The sequence below is a fragment of the Prosthecobacter dejongeii genome (genome assembly GCF_014203045.1).
GTDB classification, from domain to species: Bacteria; Verrucomicrobiota; Verrucomicrobiia; order Verrucomicrobiales; family Verrucomicrobiaceae; genus Prosthecobacter; species Prosthecobacter dejongeii.
The window spans coordinates 585,056-606,407 of record NZ_JACHIF010000002.1; the positions used below are offsets into that span (position 1 = coordinate 585,056).

Annotated in this window: 13 protein-coding genes; 7 read left to right on the forward strand and 6 right to left on the reverse strand. The window is 54.0% G+C overall.

All coding sequences use genetic code 11. The annotated features are described in order from the left end of the window. The first annotated feature begins 102 nt into the window (after positions 1-102). Positions 103-753, forward strand: a complete 651-nt coding sequence (locus HNQ64_RS07615; RefSeq protein ID WP_184207104.1) for a 3-keto-disaccharide hydrolase — start codon at positions 103-105, stop codon at positions 751-753. Positions 754-834: 81 nt separating this feature from the next. Here the strand turns inward: HNQ64_RS07615 and HNQ64_RS07620 are convergent, their stop codons facing one another. Next, positions 835-2,184 (reverse strand): NAD(P)/FAD-dependent oxidoreductase, encoded by a 1,350-nt coding sequence (locus tag HNQ64_RS07620; protein ID WP_184207106.1) that lies wholly within the window; start codon positions 2,182-2,184, stop codon positions 835-837. A gap of 568 nt (positions 2,185-2,752) precedes the next feature. Between HNQ64_RS07620 and HNQ64_RS07625 the strand changes: the two genes are divergently transcribed. From HNQ64_RS07625 to HNQ64_RS07635, 3 genes are read left to right on the forward strand one after another with little or no spacing between them, the layout of a single operon-like run. Then, positions 2,753-4,207: a class I SAM-dependent methyltransferase gene (locus HNQ64_RS07625; protein ID WP_184207108.1), complete on the forward strand. Its 1,455-nt coding sequence runs from the start codon at positions 2,753-2,755 to the stop codon at positions 4,205-4,207. Continuing rightward, on the forward strand, positions 4,200-6,887 hold the full coding sequence (locus HNQ64_RS07630; RefSeq protein ID WP_184207110.1) for an ATP-binding protein: 2,688 nt from the start codon (positions 4,200-4,202) through the stop codon (positions 6,885-6,887). Before HNQ64_RS07625 ends, HNQ64_RS07630 begins: the two co-directional genes overlap by 8 nt. A gap of 26 nt (positions 6,888-6,913) precedes the next feature. Continuing rightward, entirely contained in the window at positions 6,914-8,179 is a 1,266-nt protein-coding gene (locus tag HNQ64_RS07635; RefSeq protein WP_184207112.1) for a hybrid sensor histidine kinase/response regulator, read from the forward strand. A gap of 68 nt (positions 8,180-8,247) precedes the next feature. On the opposite strand, the gene HNQ64_RS07640 is transcribed toward HNQ64_RS07635, so the two are convergent. After that, on the reverse strand, positions 8,248-8,730 hold the full coding sequence (locus HNQ64_RS07640) for a hypothetical protein (RefSeq protein ID WP_184207114.1): 483 nt from the start codon (positions 8,728-8,730) through the stop codon (positions 8,248-8,250). A 24-nt stretch (positions 8,731-8,754) separates the two neighbouring features. Between HNQ64_RS07640 and HNQ64_RS07645 the strand changes: the two genes are divergently transcribed. After that, positions 8,755-9,429 (forward strand): hypothetical protein, encoded by a 675-nt coding sequence (locus HNQ64_RS07645; protein ID WP_246430965.1) that lies wholly within the window; start codon positions 8,755-8,757, stop codon positions 9,427-9,429. Between the two features lie 23 nt (positions 9,430-9,452). On the opposite strand, the gene HNQ64_RS07650 is transcribed toward HNQ64_RS07645, so the two are convergent. After that, complete coding sequence (locus HNQ64_RS07650; protein ID WP_184207116.1) at positions 9,453-10,799, reverse strand: hypothetical protein; 1,347 nt, start codon at positions 10,797-10,799, stop codon at positions 9,453-9,455. Positions 10,800-10,941: 142 nt separating this feature from the next. Here HNQ64_RS07650 and HNQ64_RS07655 point away from each other — a divergent pair, with 142 nt between their 5' ends. Together HNQ64_RS07655 and HNQ64_RS07660 are read left to right on the forward strand one after the other, a co-directional pair. Then, entirely contained in the window at positions 10,942-12,723 is a 1,782-nt protein-coding gene (locus tag HNQ64_RS07655; RefSeq protein ID WP_184207118.1) for a serine/threonine-protein kinase, read from the forward strand. A gap of 207 nt (positions 12,724-12,930) precedes the next feature. Continuing rightward, positions 12,931-16,791, forward strand: a complete 3,861-nt coding sequence (locus HNQ64_RS07660) for a translocation/assembly module TamB domain-containing protein (protein ID WP_184207120.1) — start codon at positions 12,931-12,933, stop codon at positions 16,789-16,791. A gap of 283 nt (positions 16,792-17,074) precedes the next feature. Here the strand turns inward: HNQ64_RS07660 and lpxD are convergent, their stop codons facing one another. From lpxD to bamA, 3 genes are all read right to left on the reverse strand, one after another. Then, positions 17,075-18,118, reverse strand: a complete 1,044-nt coding sequence (gene lpxD / locus HNQ64_RS07665) for a UDP-3-O-(3-hydroxymyristoyl)glucosamine N-acyltransferase (RefSeq protein WP_184207121.1) — start codon at positions 18,116-18,118, stop codon at positions 17,075-17,077. Between the two features lie 69 nt (positions 18,119-18,187). Next, complete coding sequence (locus HNQ64_RS07670; protein WP_184207123.1) at positions 18,188-18,793, reverse strand: OmpH family outer membrane protein; 606 nt, start codon at positions 18,791-18,793, stop codon at positions 18,188-18,190. Between the two features lie 58 nt (positions 18,794-18,851). Next, the gene (gene bamA, locus HNQ64_RS07675; protein WP_184207125.1) at positions 18,852-21,266 is read right to left on the reverse strand and encodes an outer membrane protein assembly factor BamA; all 2,415 of its coding nucleotides are present in this window, start codon (positions 21,264-21,266) and stop codon (positions 18,852-18,854) included. Positions 21,267-21,352: the final 86 nt, after the last annotated feature.

Sequence of the window (21,352 nt, forward strand, 5' to 3'; positions counted from 1 at the left end):
CAGACTCTTGAATAGAGCAGGCGAAATTTTACGTTTGAGGCCAAGGGCTCACGGCTTGCACAGTGCTTGCCAGCAGCTCCAGACTCTTTAATTTGGTCATTCATGAAAGCTTCCCTTTTTGTTTTTCTCGTTCTAGGTGCCTGCCGCATCATCGCCGCAGATACCGTTTCTTTATTCGATGGAAAGTCCCTCGCCGGATGGACTGGACCCGATGGCGCTAAGCCGGGGGCTGGCTGGGTCATCGTGGATGGCACACTGCATCTCAATGGCGAAAAAGGTGGCAACCTGCTGTCCGAGAAAGAATACACCAACTTCGAACTCGAATGGGAATGGAAGGTGGAAGAAGGCGGCAACAACGGCATCAAGTACTGGGTGACCAAAGTGGGTGGCAAGGAATGGCTCGGCATCGAATATCAGATGATTGATGACGCCAAGCATCCTGATGGGCTTAAAGGTGGTAGCCACACCACAGGCTCTATTTATGACATCAAAGCTCCTGAGGCGGATAAGCCCCTCAATCCCCCAGGCCAGTGGAACAGCAGCCGCGTGGTGGTGCAGGATGGCAAAATCGAGCATTGGCTGAATGGTAAACTCGTCTGTTCTGCGGATACGACCACGGAAGCTTGGAAAACCATGATCGCTGGCAGCAAGTTCAAAACCAAAGAAGGATTTGCCCCTGGTAAGGGCCGCATCATGTTGACCGATCACCACGACAAAGTCTGGATGCGCGGCATCAAAATTACGGAAAAGTAGTCGTCGATCCCTTACCTGCACGCCTTGCAGACTGATGAACGGATCTTCCTATGGAAGATCCGTTTTGTCTTACTTTCGGGTCTAGGCAGCTTCGCGCAGTGGTGGATGCCACGCATTGCGGACTGCGAAATTCTCCGCCGCAGGCACTTGCCAGACGAGGTATTTGGAAAGCATCTTCATCAGACTGCGACTGTAACTGGAGCGCGTGTAGCCCCCCGAAGCCATGCTGGCAATGTGGAAGGTGGAATGCCTTTCCATGACGCTGGCAATATTGAAGGGGGAGGGCTTCATCGCTAGATTCTTCCCAGCGAGATGAATCTGGAAAATGCGCCCATCGTAAAAATACCGCACCAGATCAGTCCAGGCATGATGCCACTCCACGATGCGGCGGCTATAACGGTCAAGTGCACGTTTCAGTGCCTGCGTGTCTTGAAGAATCTGGCGGCCCTGAGAAAAGACGCATTCGTCCAATTGGCGTGCCCCTTCGAGGGACATAAAAAGCCCAGGGGAAAGCATGGGATCTACAAATCCAAAGGCATCACCTAACAGCACCCACCCGGGGCCATGGCCCTGCTCTGAGAGCAATTGATAATTCGTGTAAGTCATTACGGGGGAAACCCGCTTGGCTCGACTTCCTTTCGCTGCCAAGATGGGCTCCTGGCGAATGGCGTTTTCCAGTCGTTCTTCTGCCGTTGCACCCAATCTAGGCGCGTGTGCTTTATTCACCACGATACCTACCGATAAGCGTCCAGGCAATGGAATGCGCCAGCTCCAGCCAGCTCTCAAGACGGAGATGATGACTTGACCAGACTCGACTTCGTCATGATCGAAGTCCTCAAAGTGGGCGAAGTAAGCAATGTCATCTCGTTCCCCTCGTAGAGCGGGAATGTTCATCCCGCGTGCAAAGGTGCGTGCTCGGCCAGACGCATCTACCAGCAGAGGCTTTGCATCGGGCGCCAGGCCAGCTTTCTTCAGGCTCTCCGCATTCAAACGAATGTTTGGCTCTCCATTTTCAAGGCTGGATTCCAGGCCTGCGCGTGCATGCACGAATCGAGCTCCAAGCTCTTCGGCTCTGACTCGAAGCAAGTTGTCTAATTCTGGTCGAGGTGTATTGTACGAGTAGGGCGGCAGGTGGCCTTCCACATTCTTAAAACTGAAGTGGATGCGTGGCCCTTCGTCCGTAACAAAAAAAGACGCCCCAGGCTTTCGCACAGACATCGCAGCCACACGATCTTCGATGCCCAACTGGCGGAAAATAGGGACGACTCCAGGTATGAGCGACTCGCCCACTAGCAAGCTCGGGCGCTTGTCATCATCAAAGACGGTGCAAGGAATGCCTCTTTGAGCAAGCAAAGCAGCGAGCGTGCAGCCCGCCGGGCCTGCACCTACAATCACAACTTCAGGCGGATCTTCCATCATCACAGACATCATGCCTTTTTACGATGGCAGTTCAAGGGAAGGTGCCAGGCATTTTTCAAAAGCGGGCTTCCTCTCGATTGACCATTTTCGGAGGGCATTTTGTCAACTGGCGCAACGACTTTAAAAATGTAGGTTCGAAAGTGAGACTGAACTAACTTGAGTATTTGCTGAGTAAGTCATGGGCTAGGTGTCATAGGAAAGATTGGTTCAGACTTATTTGGACTTTGTTTTTTAGCGTGCGGAGGTAAAGATTTATCTCTTGAAAGTTAGGCAAATGAACAACAGTGCCTCTTCTGTGAAAAACGGATTTTTTTAAATAGTTCAGATTTTCGGGGTGTGAAAATTCTTGAAATATCCTCTGATTTTCATTTTGCCTCTGAACTGATCAACGGACATTAGATGTTCATTAATCCTGCAAATGTCATTACAACTCGTAGTAAGACGATAAATTAGGTTTCGATATACTGTATTTCATATCTCAAATAATCTTGTTGACCGCTGGTAGGGTTGTCTGCAAACAGGGGTCTGCGCTCGAAGAGTTATTTATTCCCAGAGCCATATTTCAATTTCCCACTGAAAGATGCCATCAGACTCCGCAGACCTGATTCCTAGCTCACAAGGGCTGAATGCTGAAAATCTCAGCATCATCGTGTGCCGGAACAGTCAGGGGGCAGAAGTGCGGGGAACGGTTCACCGCCTGAGCAGACACATGGCGGTTTTTGAGGTGTATAATCCATACAGCATCCTTCAGCTCTCAGAAGTGCTGACAGATTTCCGTGTCACTGTGAATGATCGGATGCTGTATTCAGGGCGCGCTGTGGTGACCAATTTGGTCAACACGGGCATCATGCTCATTCTTGAAGCTTCCTTGGAAGAGGAAGGGTGGATGGACCCTGACATCTTTGCTCCTTTGCAGCAGCGTTTGGGGTTAGGCGAAGAATTGGCAACCCTGCTGCGCGACACCAGTCGCATCTTCCAAGTCAGTCCGAATTTCAAAATCGTCGTCATTGATATTTTGACCGTGCTGACGGATTTACGCCGCTGGCTAGAACAGGTCGAATTGTGCGTGCGCTCCCTGCCCACAGGAGACCGATTGGAGTCTGAACTTTATGCCATTCAGGAGGTGGAGAAATTGGTTCTACCCGCTTTATGGCCCTTGTTTCTGAAATTTGAAGAAGCTGCCGCTGAAGTACCCCAGGAACTGCTCCCGGTGCATCGCGGTTACATCAAGCGGCAGTTGCACCCCATTGTGCTTTGCTCCCCTTTCACCTATCGTACTTACCAAAAGCCGTTGGGCTATGCAGGGGACTACGAAATGGTGAGCATGATGCTGCGCTCCCCTTATGAGGGCAGTTCTGTTTTTGCCAAGCTCATCAACCGGGTCTTTTTGGAATCCCCTACCGTTGTCGCTCACCGGAATCGCATCACTTACCTGACTCAAAAGCTGCATGAGGAGACTCAGCGCGTGCAGGCGGAAGGGCGTAGAATTCGTGTCTTTAACCTGGGCTGTGGTCCGGCACAGGAAGTGCAAAGAATGATCTCTACGGATGATTTGAGTGACCAGATTGATTTCACCCTCGTTGATTTCAATGACGAGACGCTGCAACACACGCAGGAAACCCTGGAGCAATTGCGTGATCTCCACGGTCGTCAGACCGGGCTGCAATTCATCAAAAAGTCTGTGCACCAAATGATGAAGGAAGCTGGTAGGCCTCAGGCTGGCGGCAGTGGTTATGACATTGTTTATTGTGCGGGGCTTTTTGACTACCTTTCAGATCGTGTCTGCCGCCGTTTGCTCGAGATCTTTTATGACATGGTTGCGCCGGGCGGGCTTTTGATCGCCACCAATGTGCATTCCCGCAATCCTTCCCGTTACTGGATGGAGTGCGTCATGGACTGGCATCTGGTGTATCGCAACGATGAGCAATTTTTAGGTCTTGCCCCGTCGCGGGCTCCGGCAGGTGTCACCGCCATCCGGGAGGATGAGACGGGCGTGAATATCTTTATGGAGGTGCGTAAACCGATGCATGTCTGAATTCAGCCCCAGTGATCAGGTTCTGCATTGGCAGGCTTTCGAGGCGGATGAAGTACAAATCCGCCGACGGAATTTCCGTCTGTGCTGCTTACTAACGGCGGTTTTCATGCCGTTTGGAGCGAGCTTGGATTGGCTGGTGTATGATTTTGACCGGATGCTGCAATTCTTGCCTGCGCGCCTTTTGAGCAGTGTCTGCTTGCTGGCATTATGGTTTGTCTTCGGCTTCACGAAGTCGGTCAGTTCAGTGCGCCTATGGGGACTGATGGTGGCGATTCCTCCCATCCTCTCCATTGCTTGGATGATTGATCAAGTAGGGGGGGCTGTATCGCCTTATTATGCAGGGATGAATCTTATCATGGTCGGCGCAGCTTTGCTCATGCGTTGGACCACTTGGGACAGTCTTTTTATTGTGAGCCTCACCCTGCTTTCGTACGGTGCGGCCTGCCTGGGCAACGACCTTGCTGGGCATGAAAAAACCCTCTACAACAATCTTTTTTTCCTGACTCTCACAGCCGTCATGGTCGTCGTAGGGACCTGGGTTTACACCGGGATTCGTTTCAATGAATACATGCTGCGGAAGCGGCTGAATGAGAAAAGCTCTGAGCTCCTGGATGCCAACGTTTTGTTAGAGGAGAGCAATACCAAGCTGAGGGAACTGGATGAAGCCAAGAGCCGTTTCTTTGCCAATGTCAGCCATGAATTGCGCACGCCATTGACGCTGCTCATTGCGCCTATCGAGTCTTTGATCAGTCAAAAAGATTATCTGAGTGAGGAACAAAGATCTGACTTGCTGGCGACCATGCAGAGCAATGCCATGCGTCTTTTGAAGCTGATCAATGATTTGTTAGATCTAGTTCGATTGGAATCTGGCACCATTCAAATTCGGCGTGCGCCCGTGGCTTTAGAAGATTTCGTTCGCGGGTTAGGCAATGCTGTGGCTGGCGTGGCGAAGGATAAGCGTATTCATCTCAAGGTAGAATGCGAAGGTGGCCTGGGGCGTGTCCTGGCTGATGCTGAAAAACTGGAGCGCATCTGTCTAAACCTCCTTTTCAATGCCCTCAAATTCACGCCCGCCGGCGGCACGGTGGAACTGAATGCGACGCGCAATGGTTCTTGGTTCCAGTTGGAGGTTAAGGATTCAGGCGTAGGCATCGCGGCGGCAGATGTGCCGAACATTTTCAATCGTTTCTGGCAGGCGGATACCTCCTCTCAGCGCAAGTATCAGGGCATGGGCATCGGCCTCTCTCTCGTCAAAGAAATCGCTGAGGCGCATGGCGGCAGTGTGGCCGTGCAGAGTGAGCGTGGTAAGGGAACTTCCATGTCAGTCGTTCTCCCCTTCCAGCAGGCGGAGGAAACGTCTGCAAAGGAAACCGAGGACGAACAGCTCGATCTGGAGCCAGTGGCTCAGAAAGAATGGATCAGTGATCTCTACCGCCGTGCTGAGATGTTCCCCGCCATGACGTCTCTTCAGGCTACCTTACGTCCTGTCGAAGTGGGGTTAGGCCGTCGTAGCAAGAAGCCGAAATTGCTCATTGCTGATGACGAGCCTGACATGCTGCGGTTTCTTCGCACCCAGCTTGCTGACACCTTTGAAGTCATTGAGGCCGTAGATGGACATCAAGCTGTGGAAAAGGCGGCGCAATTCCTACCTGACATCATTCTTTCTGACATGATGATGCCTGAAAAGGATGGGCTGCAGGTCTGCCGGGAATTGCGCGAGCGCACCACCACCCGCAGCATCCCCGTGGTATTGCTTACGGCGCGAGCGGATGAGAAGACCAAGATTGATTGCCTTATGGCGGGGGCGAGTGACTTTTTAGGCAAACCGTTTTCACTAACGGAGCTTTCAGTCAGACTGAAAAACTTGACCGACTCCCACCTTTTCCAGCGTGAATTGCAGGTACAGAAGCAGCGTCTGGAAGCTGCGCTGGAACAGGTGAAAGAGACTGAAGCCCTTCTCGTCCGCAATGAAAAGCTTGCTTCACTAGGACGTCTAAGTGCGGGTTTGATCCATGAGATCAACAACCCTTTGAACTATGCCAAACAAGCACTGTTTGTGCTGCGTGATACGGCGAATAAATTGACGGATGCAGACCGCCCAGATTTCGTTGAGACTTTGGGAGATATTGAAAATGGCGTGGACCGCGTAGCCCGCATTATCAGTGACCTTCGAGGTTTTTCTCGGACGACCCATCAAGTCGCGGGGAATTTCAATTTGAGCCAGGCCGTGGAAACAACCCTGAGGTTTTTCTCTCACGCGATCAAGGACGGGGTAGAGGTGAAACTAGACCTGCCGCCTTATGTTGAAGCCGTAGGGGATCAAAACCAATTTATCCAAGTCCTCATCAACCTCATCCAAAACTCCATGGATGCGATGGCCGAGAAGACTTATCCGGAAGGTCAGGAGCGCTGCCTCTCCATCTGGGCCGTGCAGTCCGGCACCATGGCGGCCCTACACATCCGTGATAACGGCCCCGGCATTCCTGAGGAAAATCGGAACAATATCTTCGATCCCTTTTTCACCACGAAGGATGTGGGGGCAGGAATGGGCCTAGGTTTATCCATTTGCCACCAGATTATTGCTGAGCATGGAGGGCGTATCCTCCTTGAAAGCACTCCTGGTGAGTTCTGCGAATTTGTTTTGGAATTTCCCGTTACCGCTCCGATACTCGAAGCCTGACGCAGCAACGTCTAATAGACTCCCTCATGCAAAACCTCTACGATTATAAACGCTACGCAGTCCTTTACGTGGATGACGAAGAAATGGCGCTGAAGTACTTTGAGAAAACCTTCGGTAGTGAATTCCGTATCCTGACCGCGACAAATGCCAATGAAGGTTTGAAGTTGATCGAGTCCCGTGGCGATGAAATCGGAGTACTGCTGACGGACCAACGCATGCCTGGTCAAAAAGGGGTACAGTTACTGGAGCGTGCCCGCCAGATCCGGCCCAAAATCGTGCGGATGATGATCACTGCTTTTGCTGATTTTGGAGTCACAGTGGACGCGGTGAATTTGGGCAATGTTTTTCGTTATGTATCAAAGCCTCTACAGGTGGAAGATATGCGCAACACGCTGCGCCGTGCGATGGAGTTCTTCCTCCTCCAGCGCGAGCGGGATGACTTGCTGCGTGAGAAGCTGAGTGTGCTGCAAAACATGGTCATCACAGATCGAGTCATCAGCCTGGGCGTGCTGGCCAGTGGCCTTTGTCAGAATCTTCGCAACCCGCTTGAGGCCGTGCAGACCTTTCTCAATCTGACACCGACCAAGCTGCGTCAAGAAAGTGTGGATATGGATCGCTTGCAGGATCCTTCCTTCTGGCGTGACTTTCACTCTCAGGTGCTCAAGCAGGCTGGCCGGATTTCCGAGCTTATTGGCGAGCTGGATGGCGGAAGTTTGGCCGATGCGATTAAGGCGGAAGTTCCGCTTAATGTGGAGGTCAGCATTAACAACGTCGTTGCAGGACTGCGCTCTGGACTGGAAGCGAAGAACATTCAGTTAGACCTCGATATCGCAGATGGGTTGCCCCAGATTTCTACGGAGCGCGCCCGTTTCGAACGGATGTTCCAGTTGCTATTACAGGACGAGATTGATGTCTTGCCCGCAGGTTCCCGCATTGCCCTCCGTGCCCATGCGCAGCGCTTTGCAGACCGTCCTGTCTCTATTCAGTTCACCCTACAAGACAATGGCCCAGGGCTGCCTCAGGGGGCTCTACGCTCCGTCTTTGATCCGTTTGCCATTCGTCTGGAAGATGCCCCAGACTTTGGGCTCAATCTGATGGCGGTATTCTTCTTGGTTTATCACCATGGCGGTAATATCCAGGCCGAAAATAACATCGGCCAAGGGGCTCAGTTTAAGATTGATATTCCTCTCTTGGCGGAAAACCCTCCCGCCGTCGCTACCAGTAGCCGAGACTTTGTGACGAAGGTGCTGATGAATGATCTCCTGTGGGAACGTCTGCTCGCAGGGGACTGATCTCACTCTTTGGAAACCCCGGCCGCGTTATCGCTGCCGGGTTTTTTTGTGGCCTGAATGAACTCCGTTTAGGGTAACTGGATGGGATGTAGTTCTGGATGGTGGATGCGGAGAATGCGCCATGTCCACGGCCAGAGTCCTTCCTTATGCCAGTGAAATTGCCAGGGCTCCTGCATGGCATTGACTCGCGCCATGACCATGGGGCCAAAGCCTAACCCTTGCCCATCCATGCGAATCTGAATGGCTGTTTGCCCCTGATCCTTCTGCGTCTGGAAATGGAGGTTTTGCGTTTGGAGGGTAATGCTGATAAACTGGCTGAGGATTTGTTGTGCATCTTCCACGGCAGTCTCTCGGGTATGGCCCATGGCATCCGTATAGGTCGTGGCAAGCAAGCCTTTCACTTCGTCCCAGTCACGATCCTCAAGGGCTGTTAAAAACTCAGCCTGCGCTGCGAGCATCTGCTTTTCAGCGGGGGTGCCCCACACCCACCATCCGAACCAACCAAGGGCAATGATTGCGGGGAGAAAATAAACAAAGCGAGGAAGGCGCATTTCCTGGTTATTTCAGGTGAGGTCATGCCCCTCAAGGAGAAAAAGATCCGTGATGGATTGCTGATTGACCCAGCGCCCAGCAGCGGCACACTCGCCATTCTCATGGAACACGTTCTCGTTATCCCCCGCGCCCTTTTTGATTCCCTCGGTAGCTTTCAAGGTTTTCAGCCTGAGGTGGAGCGCTACCTGAACGCCATTCTGGCTCCTGGCGCGAATTTTTTTATGGAACGCCCTGCGGCAGAGGCAGACCCGACGCATAAGCAACTCATTCCATATTCCATCTTCAAACACGGAGATCGTTATCTCTGTTACACCCGTGGCGGTAGCTCTGGTGAAAAACGTCTGGTGGCAAAGCGCAGCATCGGCATCGGGGGACATATCAATCCCGTGGATCAGGCGCAGGATCAAATGGGCGAGGCGATGTATTTTAACAGCATCGAACGCGAGATTTCCGAAGAGCTCCAGATGGGTGGCACGCACACGCAGCGGGTCATCGGTCTCATCAACGATGACTCCAGTGAGGTGGGGAGTGTGCACTTAGGAGTGGTGCATGTCTTTGAACTCAGCAGTGATGATGTGCAGTCCAATGAAGATGCTATCCAGGATCTGCGTTTTGTTTCTTTGGAGGAGCTTTTAGCTCAAAAAGACAGCTTGGAAAGTTGGTCGCAAATCTGTGTGACTCACCTCGCCACGTTGTGATGGTCGTGGGGTCGGGGGCTGACTCACTTGAAGACTCGCTTGAGCACGGCTTTCTCCTCAGGGGTCAGGGTTTCCCGCCAGACCTGCTCTCCCCCCAGACCTTGATGTTGAGCCTGGCCTGCAGCGATCGGTCCTGCATAGGTTTTATCCACCTCATGTTTGCCGTCTTTAATGCCCAAGACACTGCTGAGTTGAGCACGTGACAGGTCACTGTTGGAAACGGCTTCATTCTTCTCCGTTCCAAAGTCATTTTCCTCATTGGCAAGCGTCAAGGGTGCAGTACCTGGGCCACGGCTGACGTCTCCTGCGCCTGGGCTTTCTCCCTCGCCTTCGCCAGTGCCGGGACTTTGTTTGAACTGATTCAGCATTTCGGCAAGTTCATCATCTTCGCCTTCACCATCGCCTAAAAAACCTGGGTTTTGGCTGAGGCCCTGGGATTCTTTGGCTCCTTTTTTTAGGGTCTCGCGGAGTTGATCAAGCTGGTTCTTGGATAGAGAAGGAATGTTCTTTGGATCCATCTGGGCCAGCTCTTTGAGCAGGGCAGGATTGAGTTCCAGCGCACTGGATTGCAATCCTTTGACGGCCTCATCCAGGTCTTTGAGCAGTTGTTCTTTGCCTGCCTGAGACAACTTGTCCGCGTGATTTTGCAGTGCGTTCAGACTTCTCTCGGCAGTCTTTAAATTTTGGGCGATTTCAGCCAGATCACGCTGCAGTTGTTCTTTCAGTGTGTCTGTGGCATGCAGGCTGTCATGGCTGAACCATTGGTCTGGTGGCTGATCTCGTAGGTTCGTGACCTTGGCCGCTTGCTCTTCCTTTTCTTCTGGAGTGATGAGTTTTTCTTCTTCTAACTTTTGGAGCCACTCGTCCATCTGCTGCCAGGCTTGGGGCTGCATCGCGGGCAATGAGGGAAGGACTTCATGCGATAAGGGCATCCAGAAGGCGAGGGCTAGGCATGCAGCGCTGCTCAGCCATGGGGTGGTGATGTGGAACCAGTGCCACTTCCAACCATCCGTAGGAGCAGCCTGAATAGCTGGCCAGGGGCCATGCCCTGCCTGGGCCACGCTGAGGGCATTGTGTAGATGGAGGTGCGATTCCAGCCGTATCAGTGCTTGTGTGGGAGTGATGAAGTGAGCCCGTGCGCGCCAGAACGCGGTGAACAAAGCGAGCGCCAGTGCTAAGAGGAGCCCGGAGAGGAGAGGGACCTCATTTTGATCTTGGGTGCGCCACCAAAGGATGGCAATAAAACCCAGGATACCTCCCATAATAAGAGATGGGGTGAGGCAAGCGAGGAACCAGCCTAGATTGACCTTCCTAGCCGTCAGCTTTGCCTGCTGCTGCCAGTGGATTAGTCGAGCGGCGTGTTCGTCCATGCTTAGATTATGTTAAGCGACTGTAAGAGCGCTGGCCAGTGTCATGGCAAATTTTTTCAATCGTGCAGATTGCTGGATAGTTTCATATTTTCTGCCTCATTAGGCATAAACATAGCTATCTAATTTCGTTATTCCTTTCCTTATGTCTGATTCCCTCTCCGATGATCTTCCTGAGCTGCTTTCAGAGGGGAGGACGGGTGCAAGTGATGGGTTTCCCTCTCTGGAGGAGTTGGGGCAACTACTGCCCCAGTATGAGATGCACCAAGTGATTGGAATCGGAGGCATGGGGGCCGTGTATTTGGCGCGACAACCGCATCTGGATCGATGGGTTGCCTTGAAGGTACTGCCTGCCTCAGCGGCTCAAAATCCGGAAGATTCTGAACGCTTTAATACAGAAGCTCGTGCCATGGCACGGTTAGCTCACCCGCACATCGTTGCGGTGTTTGATTTTGGGCAGACGGCTGCGGGGCATTTGTATCTAGCGATGGAATACGTGGAGGGTGCAGACTTGCATTGGCGAACTCGGGCAGGGGAAATCACGCCCGAGCGAGCAAGAGCCGTCATCGCCCAGCTTTGTGAGGCTTTGCAATACGCGCACGAGCACGGGGTGATTCATCGCGATATTAAGCCTGCCAATATCCTCATCACGCCGGATTGGCAGGTGAAGGTGGTGGATTTTGGCCTGGCGCGAGACTTGACCCTCCAGCCTTCAGTGGATGTTTCCGAATACGGCACACCTGATTACACTGCGCCAGAGCGTTTTATCGCAGGTGCACCGGTGGATCACCGTGCGGATGTTTATTCATTGGGGGTCGTGATCCATGAAATTCTCACGGGCAAGACTCCGCGTGCGGCTGGTGCTTCCGCTGGGCTTGGTTTGCCGGATGGATTTGCCGGCGTACTTTCCAAATGCCTCATGCATGATCCTGCACGGCGCTACCAAAAAGCCAGTGATGTGCGTGCGGCCCTTCTTGCCGCAGCGGCGACGGCACAGAAAAAAGCAGCCATAGCTCCCGTGAATCCGCCGACAGCAGGGCCAAGACGTTATCCTGCACCCATGCAGACGGCCCCAACTCCAGTGGCCGACTCTGCTTGGCTGGGAACGCTGGGATGGGCACTGGCATGTGTGGTTGCGTTAGGGGGCCTAGGTTGGTTGGTTTGGAAAGATCATTTCCAAAAGCCCTTGGTTTTGACTGAAAGCGAGGCCCTGGCCTCCATGCCCTCCCCAGTGGTAGAACCCCAAGTAGAACCTATGACTGAAGCTCCAAAGGTGACCTCCGCAGTGCAGACCATGGAGCCGGGAAATTCTTCGGTGATGGGTGCCAACAATTCGATGGCGGAGTCCGTTGCTTTGGAGTCTCCCTCGATGAATCAAACCATTCCGACGACCGTGGCTCTCATCGCCTCCACCGCCTCTGCTCTGAGTGTGGACTATGCGCGACAGATTAAGCCCATCTTGGCCGCCAAATGCTATGAATGCCACAGTGAGGAGAAGGGGAAAGAGAAGGGAGACGTGGCGCTGGATACGGAAGCGAAATTGAAGGCCATCATTGGCCCTGACCAATACATCATTCCAGGAAATCCGGCTGTAAGTGTCATGCTCCGCATCTGTAAACTGCCGGATGATGATGAGGACGTGATGCCTCCTAGAGGAAAAAATCGTCTAACGGCTGCTGAAATCGCCCTGCTGGAAACATGGATCAAAGAAGGCGCTAGCCTGACCAGTTCGGCGGCTAAGACTCCGGTTCACGCACCACTGACCTGGACCAGCAGCGATGGTAAGGCTATTGAAGCGAGCTTCGTGACTTTGGTCGGGGATCAGATCACACTCCGGATGTCAGATACTCAAAGGGAATTTACCTTTCCCCTCAGTCGCCTTTCGGCAGAAAGTCAGGCACAGGCCAAAGCTGCTGCGGCCAAATAAAGTCATCTGGCAAGTAATGAAATCTAGGCGGTCAGCGCGATTCGTTCGCAAAGGCTTTTCTGGATCCATCACTCTTCAGTGAGGAGTGATTTTTTGCCTTCGATGCTGATTGCAGGCTGGCATTTCAAGGGCGATGGCTGAAACGTGTCGCAGTCGCCCCCGTCACCGCCTCCTCGCCGCCGTTTTTGGAAATGGTGTCGGCGTTTTTTGATCACCTTTTTGCTCCTACTCGTAGGGGTGGCGGTATTTCACCGTCCCTTGTTGCTGTCGCTGATTCGTTGGGCTGGCCCGAAGGCTGCGCACAAACTGGATCTGCCTCTGAGCTGGGCGGTGGACGGGTCCTTGTGGAATGATCTGAAGATCACAAGCTTGGAAACCGGCGGTGGGCCAGAACACTGGCTGCCGAAGGCGAGGATCGGGGAGTTCGCGGCGGACTATGACTGGCGGGCTCTCGCACACGGCGACTATGAGAATTCGGTGAAACGGATCAAGCTGCATGATGTGGAGGCTGAGGCTGACCTGCGCCGCCTTCCTCAAAGTCAGCCGAAGGATAAACCACCTGCGCCTAACCAAAAGTCGGATGCGATGCCGCCCATTGTCTGGCCGCGAACCGTGGATATCAAAAACATCAATGCGGAAGTCACTCTGGGGGATGGTCGCAAGCTGATTTTGCGAGGTCTGACGCTCCAGATGGGGGAGGGGATGCCTGGGGTGTTTGAGTGTCGCGAATTCAGTCAGGAGCCGGGTCACGTCAAACTGGAAAACCTGCGTGCGGATGTGGAGTGGGAAACGCGAAAGCTGGTGGTCAAGAACCTGACATTGCCAAAGGCTGTCATTCTTGAGCGATTGGAAGTGGACGTGCAGGGGCTCTGGGAGGCTGATCATTCGGCTCTCGTGGTGCTGCTGGCAAAACTAGGGGCGGCCAAGTTTGAAGTGAATGCCAGGGCTGCAGGTCTGCTGAAGGGGCCGATGCAGATGCGGGCCAAGGTCCTGGGGCGAGATTTACGCTCCGAAGAATTGCAGACACTGGGACTGCCGAAGGAAGTGTTCTTTGAGAAAGGCACACTGGACTTGAATGTGGCTGGAGATCCGGCGGCTCCTGTCAACTTGAGTGTGGATGCCGCCCTATCCCTGGCTCATTTACGCACAGCAGGTGCCACGGTGGATGCCATCTCTGTGGCTGCTACCGTTAAAGAAGGGAGAGCCGAAGTGAAGGGTGCGAAAGTAACTCGCGGGCCTAACCAACTGGAGGTTACAGCGCAGGCGACTTTACCGGCGGATTTAAAGGACCTGATGGCGACTCCCTGGACTGCGCAGGTGAGGGCGACGCTGCCAGAGGTAACGGACTTTTTAGACCAGCCGCCGCCGTTCAAGGGGCCCCTGGCACTAAATGTCTCTGCCGAAGGCCAGGGGGCAACGCCGCTGAAAGTGAATGGAGAACTGACCGGCGAGCGCCTGTCTTTTGAAACTTATCAATTGCCGAAGCTCCGGAGCCTCTTTTCGTTGACGGGTAAAGAGGCCCGCTTTGAGCTACCTTCTTTGGAATTGGGCACGGGTAACGCAGTCACCCTGACTGCCACGATGCTGATGCAGGACGCGATGCCTGTGCAGGCCAACTGGACTTTGAATGTGGCTGATCCAGCGGACCTGATGAAAACAATTGGCCTAGCTCCATTGGAGAAGGTCGTGAAGGGCAGGGTGGAAAGTGTCGGGTTGGCAAAGTTCAATATCCAGGATTTGAGCGCCCAAAATTATCAGGGGCTGGTGGCAGATCTAAATCTGAAAGTCAGCGAGGCTGCTTACGGTGAGGGGCAGTTGCAGGGGGTAGCCTTGCAAACACGAGTGGAAAAGGGCCGCGCTGTGGTGGATGTGGCGAGGGTGCAGCTAAACCCGAAAAATGCGGTGAGTCTGACGGGGGGCATGGACATTCAAGCTCCCTTTGCTTTTACGGCTCAAGGGGATATTGGCCTACCTGAACTGACGGCAATGAATGCGCTGCTGAAAAGCGTGGGTGCACCCGCAATCGAAAGTGGTGCGATGATAGGTGACCTGAAAGTAACGGGGCAACTCAAGCCTTGGTTGTGCCAGGGCACGGTGAAGGTGGATGCAACAACCGTGCGCACGGCGACCATGCCTCAAGCCGCAACAGCGGTGGTAGAGACGACCTTTGAAGGCACCCGAGCGAGTCTGCAAAAGCTGGAGGCCAGCCTGGGACCGTGGCGGTTGACCGCTACGGGCACGGTGGATGATAAGCAAGCACAGTTGGCCGAACTGAAAGTGTGGCAAAACCAAACTTTGCTGTTGGATGGTGCCGTGAGTGCCCCGTTTGACGTGATCCAACCCGACGTGGTGAACGGCCAACCGATCAAGGTGGCAATCACGGCCAAAGATCTGCGTTTTCACGAGATCTTGGCTGCTGCCGGTATCCAAGACATTCCTGCGGGGATTTTGAATGCGGATATTCAGGTCCATGGGCGGTTGGAATCCGCGCAGGGGCGCATCTTTGTGGAGGTGAAGGATGTGACTGTGCCAAAAGGGCCGAAGGCATTTCGACCTGCGACATTGCGTTCCGAAACCCTTCTGGAAAAGAAGCGTGTGAAGACGCTGACCACTGTCACTCAGCCGCCTTTGCAACCGCTGACGGTGGAAGGTGATTTGCCTCTGGATGTCGCAGCGCTGGTGAAGTCTCCCCAGACACTGAATGAAACACCGCTGAAATTCAGTGTGAAGCTACCCGAGACCGACTTGAGCTTTTTGCGAGAGTATGCGCCGGACATGATCCGCAGCATTCCCGCGCGCGCCAAGATTGATGCGGAGGTGACGGGAACGGTGGGCAAGCCGATCGTGAAAGGTGAGGTGGATGTGGATGTGACGGAGGTGGTGTGGGCGAAACCTGACCTGCCTTCCGTGCGGAATGTGAGGGTGCGGATCGTGGGCAATGACCGCAAGATCACGCTGGAGGACATTTCGGCGGTCTTGGCGGGGGGGCGTGTGAAATTAGACGGAACCGTGGATGTGACGGACGGTGCGAACCCAGCCCTGGACCTGAAGGTGGAGGCGAGGGAAGCGCTGGTATTTCGCGATCCGACAACGTCTCTGCGGGCGAATGCAGATATTACTTGCCGGGGAACTTTGCAACAAGCCACGGTGGCAGGCGTGGTGGAGGCGGTGCGTGGCCGTGTCTTCAAGGAGATTGACTTGCTGCCAGTTTTGAAACTGCCTGCTGACGTGCCTCCAGTACCTCCGGATACAAGTCGCAGTGAGGCTAAGCTGACGTTGCCGCCACTGCTGAAGGATTGGATCTTTGATCTGAAAGTGCGTACACGCGATCCGCTTTTAGTGGCGGGTAATTTGGCCAATGGGGCGATCTCTGCAGATGTGCTGCTAAGTGGGCGGGGATCAGCTCCTCAACTGACAGGGGGGGCAACGATTGATCGTCTGCTGCTGAAGCTGCCCTTCAGCATGGTCAAGATTACGAAGGGTGTCATCACTCTGCGCCCAGCGCACCCCTTTGATCCTGACTTGGACATTCGAGGGGAGTCCCGGATCGGCAGCAACGAGATTACTCTTTACATTTATGGCGACTCGACGAATCCAAAGACGCGGTTCACCAGCACTCCGCCGATGACTGAGCCGGACATCGTGACCTTGCTGGCCACGGGAACGACGCTGAATGGATCTGCGAGTGAACTTGCGTCCGAAGCGGCCACTCGCGCTGCATTTTTGTTTCTGAGTGAGTTTTACCGGAAGACCTTCAATAAAAAGAAGGTGGTGCGTGAAGAACCGCCTCGGCTGAACATGACATTCAATCCTTCAGGGGCAGATCGTAGCAGTGACAGCGTGCAGGCGACCTATGATCTTTCTGAGCGGTGGCGTGTCACTGGGCGATTCACGCAGACAGGACGCATGAAGGCATTGCTGGGTTATGTGTTGCGATTTGGCAAAGCTGCGCAGGCAATGGATGCGCGCCCGTCTTCTACCATAGGCACGCCGACAAGCCTGAGCCCGATGCCACTTCCTGCTCCTGGGGCACCTGCTCCAGCGCCAGTGGCAGCACCTGCCCGATGATGGATATGGTCGCAGGGAATGAAAGCATTCGTGCTGACTAAAACGCAGACACATTCGCCTACATCGAGGGCAGTGCCTGGAAGGATGCAGGATTGATGAAGCAAATTAGACCGATTTCCAAAAATCTTGTCCGAAAAGCGGCGACGGGGTGGGACGATTGGCGGTCACCGCAAGCGGGACTTGGCTGTTATCGTCAAGATAGCAGCCTGCGTTCTTGCCTTGCCACTCATCCCACCGCGCCCGCCTTTTCGATCGGACAATCTTTTTGGAAATCGGTCTAACCTTATGCTCTTTCGAGAGCGGCGAGTTTTCTTTCCAATTCCCGAATGCGCTCCATCATCTCAGGAATTTTGGCAGGGGCGGAGAGCATGCGGCGGCCTTCCATGAGAGGCTTGGCGGGGAAGCCAGTGTAGGCACCAGGTTCGGTGATGTTTTTGGTGACGCCAGCCTTCGCCAAGAGCGTGACTTGGTCGCTGATCTCCAGATGCCCGGCAATGCCGACCTGACCAGCGATGGTGACATGACTGCCGATGTGAGTGCTGCCAGAAATACCGACCTGGGAGACGACGATGCTATGCTGACCAATCACAACGTTGTGGGCGATCTGGACGAGGTTATCAATCTTTGTACCTTCACCGATCCAAGTGCGGCCAAAGCGGGCACGATCAATGGTGGTGCAGGAGCCAATTTCAACATCGTCATCAATTTGGACGATGCCCACTTGCTCGATTTTTTGGTGTCGGCCTTGGCTGAATTGATAACCAAAGCCATCGGTACCAATCGCGGAGCCGCTGTGGATGATGACGCGATTCCCGATCTGAGTCATGTCCCGGATGGTGCAGTTGGCATGGAGGACGCAGTCCATGCCGAGCCTGGCCCCGTGGCCGATGAAAACGCCCGCATGAATGGTGGTTCCGTCTCCAATGATGACATTTTCCTCAATGACCGCGCAGGGGCCAATGGAGACCTGTTCAGGATTGAACTGCGCGGACTGTGCGACGACTGCGGAAGGATGTACTCCCGCATGAAATTCACGTGAAGGTGGACCAAAAAAACGGATGACACTGGAGAACGCCAGGGTGGGATTCTCGACGCGGATGAGGGCTATGTTTGGGAGTGGCTCTGCAAAGTCCGCTGCCACTAGAGCCGCCGTTGCACGGGTGGAACGAAGCGCATTGAGATAACGCTCATTTCCTAAAAAAGTAATATCGCCGGGCTCAGCTTCTGAAATCGAATTCAGTCCTGAGATAACTCCTTCTGGATCTCCTTGGAACAATTGTCCGCCGACCAATTCAGCCAGACGTTGGTGCGTGATGGAGGTGCTCATGCTTCGCGAGACAGAAAAAAGGGCACGCCGGAAATCGCTTCGGCGTGCCCTGAATAAGTAAGGAAAAAATTAGGGCTTCTTCGTTTCCTCAGCCTTTGGAGCGGCGGCAGCGGCCGGAGCGTTTTTATTGAGCTCGACCACGATCTGGTCGGTCACGTCCACGGCATCTTTGTAGTAGATAAGCACAGGAACGGTGGAAAGGCTCATGCCAGACTTGTCAAAGATGAAGTCGTAGCCTTCGGTCTTCGCTTTGTCACGGACGACGACGAGGATTTCATCGTAGATGCCACGACGGATCTGGACGTCTTCCTGCTTGAGCTGGGTGGAGCGGCGGTTCTGCTGCTCGCCGATTTCCTGTTCCAGAGTGCGCAGTTCCTTAGCCTTTTCATCGAACTCAGCCGCTTTCTTAGCGCGGGCATCCGGTGTCATGATCGGATCGCTCGCTTCCTTCTTCAGCTTCTGCATGTCTGTCATCAGATTTTTATAAACGGCCCAGCGGTCGTTCATTTCCTTCTGAGCCTTATCCACATTGGACTTGAACTTTTCAGCAGCATCTTTGGTTTTGTGAAACTCAGAGAAGGCTTTGGACATGTCCACGACGCCGAATTTAAGGTCGGCAGCGCTGGCGAGGGTGAGGCTGGTAGCAAGGAAGGCTAAAGTCAGAAGACGAATCATAGAGAAGGATGAGAGGGGTCGGAAAGGGGTTTTGTTCAATGCGCTCAGGTAGGGAGAGTTAGAATTTGTATCCCATGTTGAACTGGAAGCGTGGGCTGTCGCCCGTGAAGTCGTCCTTCACAAGCGGCAGGCCGAGATCCAGGCGGATCGGGCCGACAGGGAGGAACATGCGCAGACCGATACCGATGTTCGAATAAACTTCTCCATCACCGACGATAGGACCGCCGTTTTTCACACCACCCACACTCGCATTGGTGGCAGTGATGTCTGTGGAAACATAACCGACGTCATAGAAAACGGCGCCACGCACTTTTTCGATGATGGGGAAGGAATATTCAATACTGGCGTAAAGCGAGACGTTACCACCGATAGGCTCACCGGTGCTGTCTTTAGGACCAGCTTCACGGTAGTCATAACCACGCAGGTTATTGGCACCGCCGAGGAAGAGACGCTCAAAGATAGGTACGTCCGAGCTAGAGGTGCCAGAGTTGCCCCAGCCGTCCACAAAACGAGCCATACCTTCGAAGCTGAGGATGGTATCACCTGGGAGGGAGAAGAACTGCTGACCACCGATGTTACCGCCCCAGACTTCGACATCGCCACCGAGACCAGAGGCCATAAGGCCAGCCTCAAACTTGTGCCCCTTGCGAGTGATGAAGACGCTGTCGCGAGTGTCATGGACGAAACCGAAGTCCACTTTGCTCTGGATGAATTCGCCATCTTCGTTGCGGATGAGCTGGCTAGGATCTTCGTCATCCTGAACATTCAGATCAATGCTCTGAAGGGTGTAGGTGGTCTCGAAGTAAGCGTTTTCACCGATGGGCTTGCGCAGGCCCAGGGAAAGTCCGGCATTGGTCTGCTCATAGCGGTTTGCCTGAGACAAGTAGAACATGTTGCGATAGAAGAGCTCTGTGGTGAAGGCGAGCTTTTGACCCAGGAACCAAGGCTCCGTGAAGGAGAGGTTGAAGTCCTGGCGGCGTGGGCCGTAGCGGATGTTCATGTTAAAACGCTGACCGGCGCCACGGAAATCACCCCAGTCGGTGATGTCAAAGTTCGTCTGAGTGACGTCAATGAAACCGACGATGCTGTCGATGGAACTGAAGCCTGCACCAAAGTTCACAGAACCGGTGGGTTTCTCTGCGACGTTGACTTCGATGTCCTTGAAGCCGTCCACCTCGGTGGAGACTGGGCGGACGGTGAGGGGATTGGCCTCGCCCTTGCCTTCGAAGTAATTTAAGTTTTCCAGACGGGTCTGGGCGGTTTCCATCTGCACGGTGTTCAACTCATCGCCAGGGGAGAAGGGAAGCTCACGACGGATGACTTCATCCTTGGTCTTCATGTTACCGCTGATGTTAACTTTGCGGATGAAGGACTTGGTGCCTTCATAGACACTGTAAGTCACATTGAGCTTGCCTGGGCCGGCATCGGAAAGGCGTGTCTCCACACGAGCATCGGCATAACCACGGGAACCATAGTAGTCCTGGATCATTTTTTCGTCGCCACGGACGTCACTGCCTGAGTAGGCGAAGCCTGCTTCAGTGAGGATCGCGGGGGTCAGTTCGTCCTGAGAGAAGATGGTGATGCCTTCGATGGTGACGGCTGCCACGTCGTATTTGGTGCCTTCCGTGATTTCAAAGACCAGGGCCACTTTGGTGTCGCTCTCTGCTTCGCGACGATAACCCACTTTCACATAGACATAGCCTTCGTCCTGATAGGCCTGTTCGATTTTGCGCACGTCTTCGAGGACGGCTTGATTGTCCAGCTTGCCAGCTTTGCCCCAGAGGCGCCAGAAGGTCTTCTCTTTCGAGGTGAGCTTTGACTTCAGTGTGCGGGCGCTGATGGCGTTATTGCCTTCAAAACGAATGTCACCGATGAGGCCACGGCCACCTTCTTCAACCTTGAACAAAACACTGGAGAAACCTTCCTTGCTGGATGGCGTGACGTCATACGTCACCAGCACGTCGGAGAAGCCTTTCTTCTGATACATCTCCAGGATCTTTTGTTGGGCGGCGCTGAGCTTGGCGTCATCCACTGGATCACCGACCTTCACCTCGATCTCTTTGCGAAGCTTGTCGTTGTCAAAAGCGGCATTGCCCAGGAAACCGATCTCACCGATGCCGCCACGGCCAGAGATGGTGACGACTACACGGACACCACCAGCGACGTTCACGGCCTGGATGTCCACGTTTTCCACCGCCCCGGTTGCATAAAGGGTGCGCAGGTCACGCTCGACAGACTCATCGGTGTAAGGCTCACCTTCCCGGGTGGACATCTGGGCCCGGACGCGGGCTGGGTCCATGGTAGCTGCGCCTTTGAATACGACATCCACCTGACGGACGATACGGCGACCAGCGGCTGCTGGGGACTCCAGAGAAACCTGGGCGTGAGTGCCAACGGTGGCGAATGTGACGAAGGCAGCGACCAAGAGCGGACGCAGAGCGTTTTGGGGAGAAGAGAGGACTCCGTGGATCATAACGACGTGAGAGGTGTTCGGGAGAAGGACTGATGACCCCGAGCCTAAAGAGCAAGGAGCCCCGCAGTAATGCTGACCTTCACAAG

Excerpts from the sequence above, each read along its gene's own strand:
- HNQ64_RS07615 (WP_184207104.1), top strand. The coding sequence starts at position 103 with ATGAAAGCTTCCCTTTTTGTTTTTCTCGTTCTAGGTGCCTGCCGCATC.
- HNQ64_RS07620 (WP_184207106.1), bottom strand. The coding sequence starts at position 2,184 with ATGATGTCTGTGATGATGGAAGATCCGCCTGAAGTTGTGATTGTAGGT.
- HNQ64_RS07625 (WP_184207108.1), top strand. The coding sequence starts at position 2,753 with ATGCCATCAGACTCCGCAGACCTGATTCCTAGCTCACAAGGGCTGAAT.
- HNQ64_RS07630 (WP_184207110.1), top strand. The coding sequence starts at position 4,200 with ATGTCTGAATTCAGCCCCAGTGATCAGGTTCTGCATTGGCAGGCTTTC.
- HNQ64_RS07635 (WP_184207112.1), top strand. The coding sequence starts at position 6,914 with ATGCAAAACCTCTACGATTATAAACGCTACGCAGTCCTTTACGTGGAT.
- HNQ64_RS07640 (WP_184207114.1), bottom strand. The coding sequence starts at position 8,730 with ATGCGCCTTCCTCGCTTTGTTTATTTTCTCCCCGCAATCATTGCCCTT.
- HNQ64_RS07645 (WP_246430965.1), top strand. The coding sequence starts at position 8,755 with ATGCCCCTCAAGGAGAAAAAGATCCGTGATGGATTGCTGATTGACCCA.
- HNQ64_RS07650 (WP_184207116.1), bottom strand. The coding sequence starts at position 10,799 with ATGGACGAACACGCCGCTCGACTAATCCACTGGCAGCAGCAGGCAAAG.
- HNQ64_RS07655 (WP_184207118.1), top strand. The coding sequence starts at position 10,942 with ATGTCTGATTCCCTCTCCGATGATCTTCCTGAGCTGCTTTCAGAGGGG.
- lpxD (WP_184207121.1), bottom strand. The coding sequence starts at position 18,118 with ATGAGCACCTCCATCACGCACCAACGTCTGGCTGAATTGGTCGGCGGA.
- HNQ64_RS07670 (WP_184207123.1), bottom strand. The coding sequence starts at position 18,793 with ATGATTCGTCTTCTGACTTTAGCCTTCCTTGCTACCAGCCTCACCCTC.
- bamA (WP_184207125.1), bottom strand. The coding sequence starts at position 21,266 with ATGATCCACGGAGTCCTCTCTTCTCCCCAAAACGCTCTGCGTCCGCTC.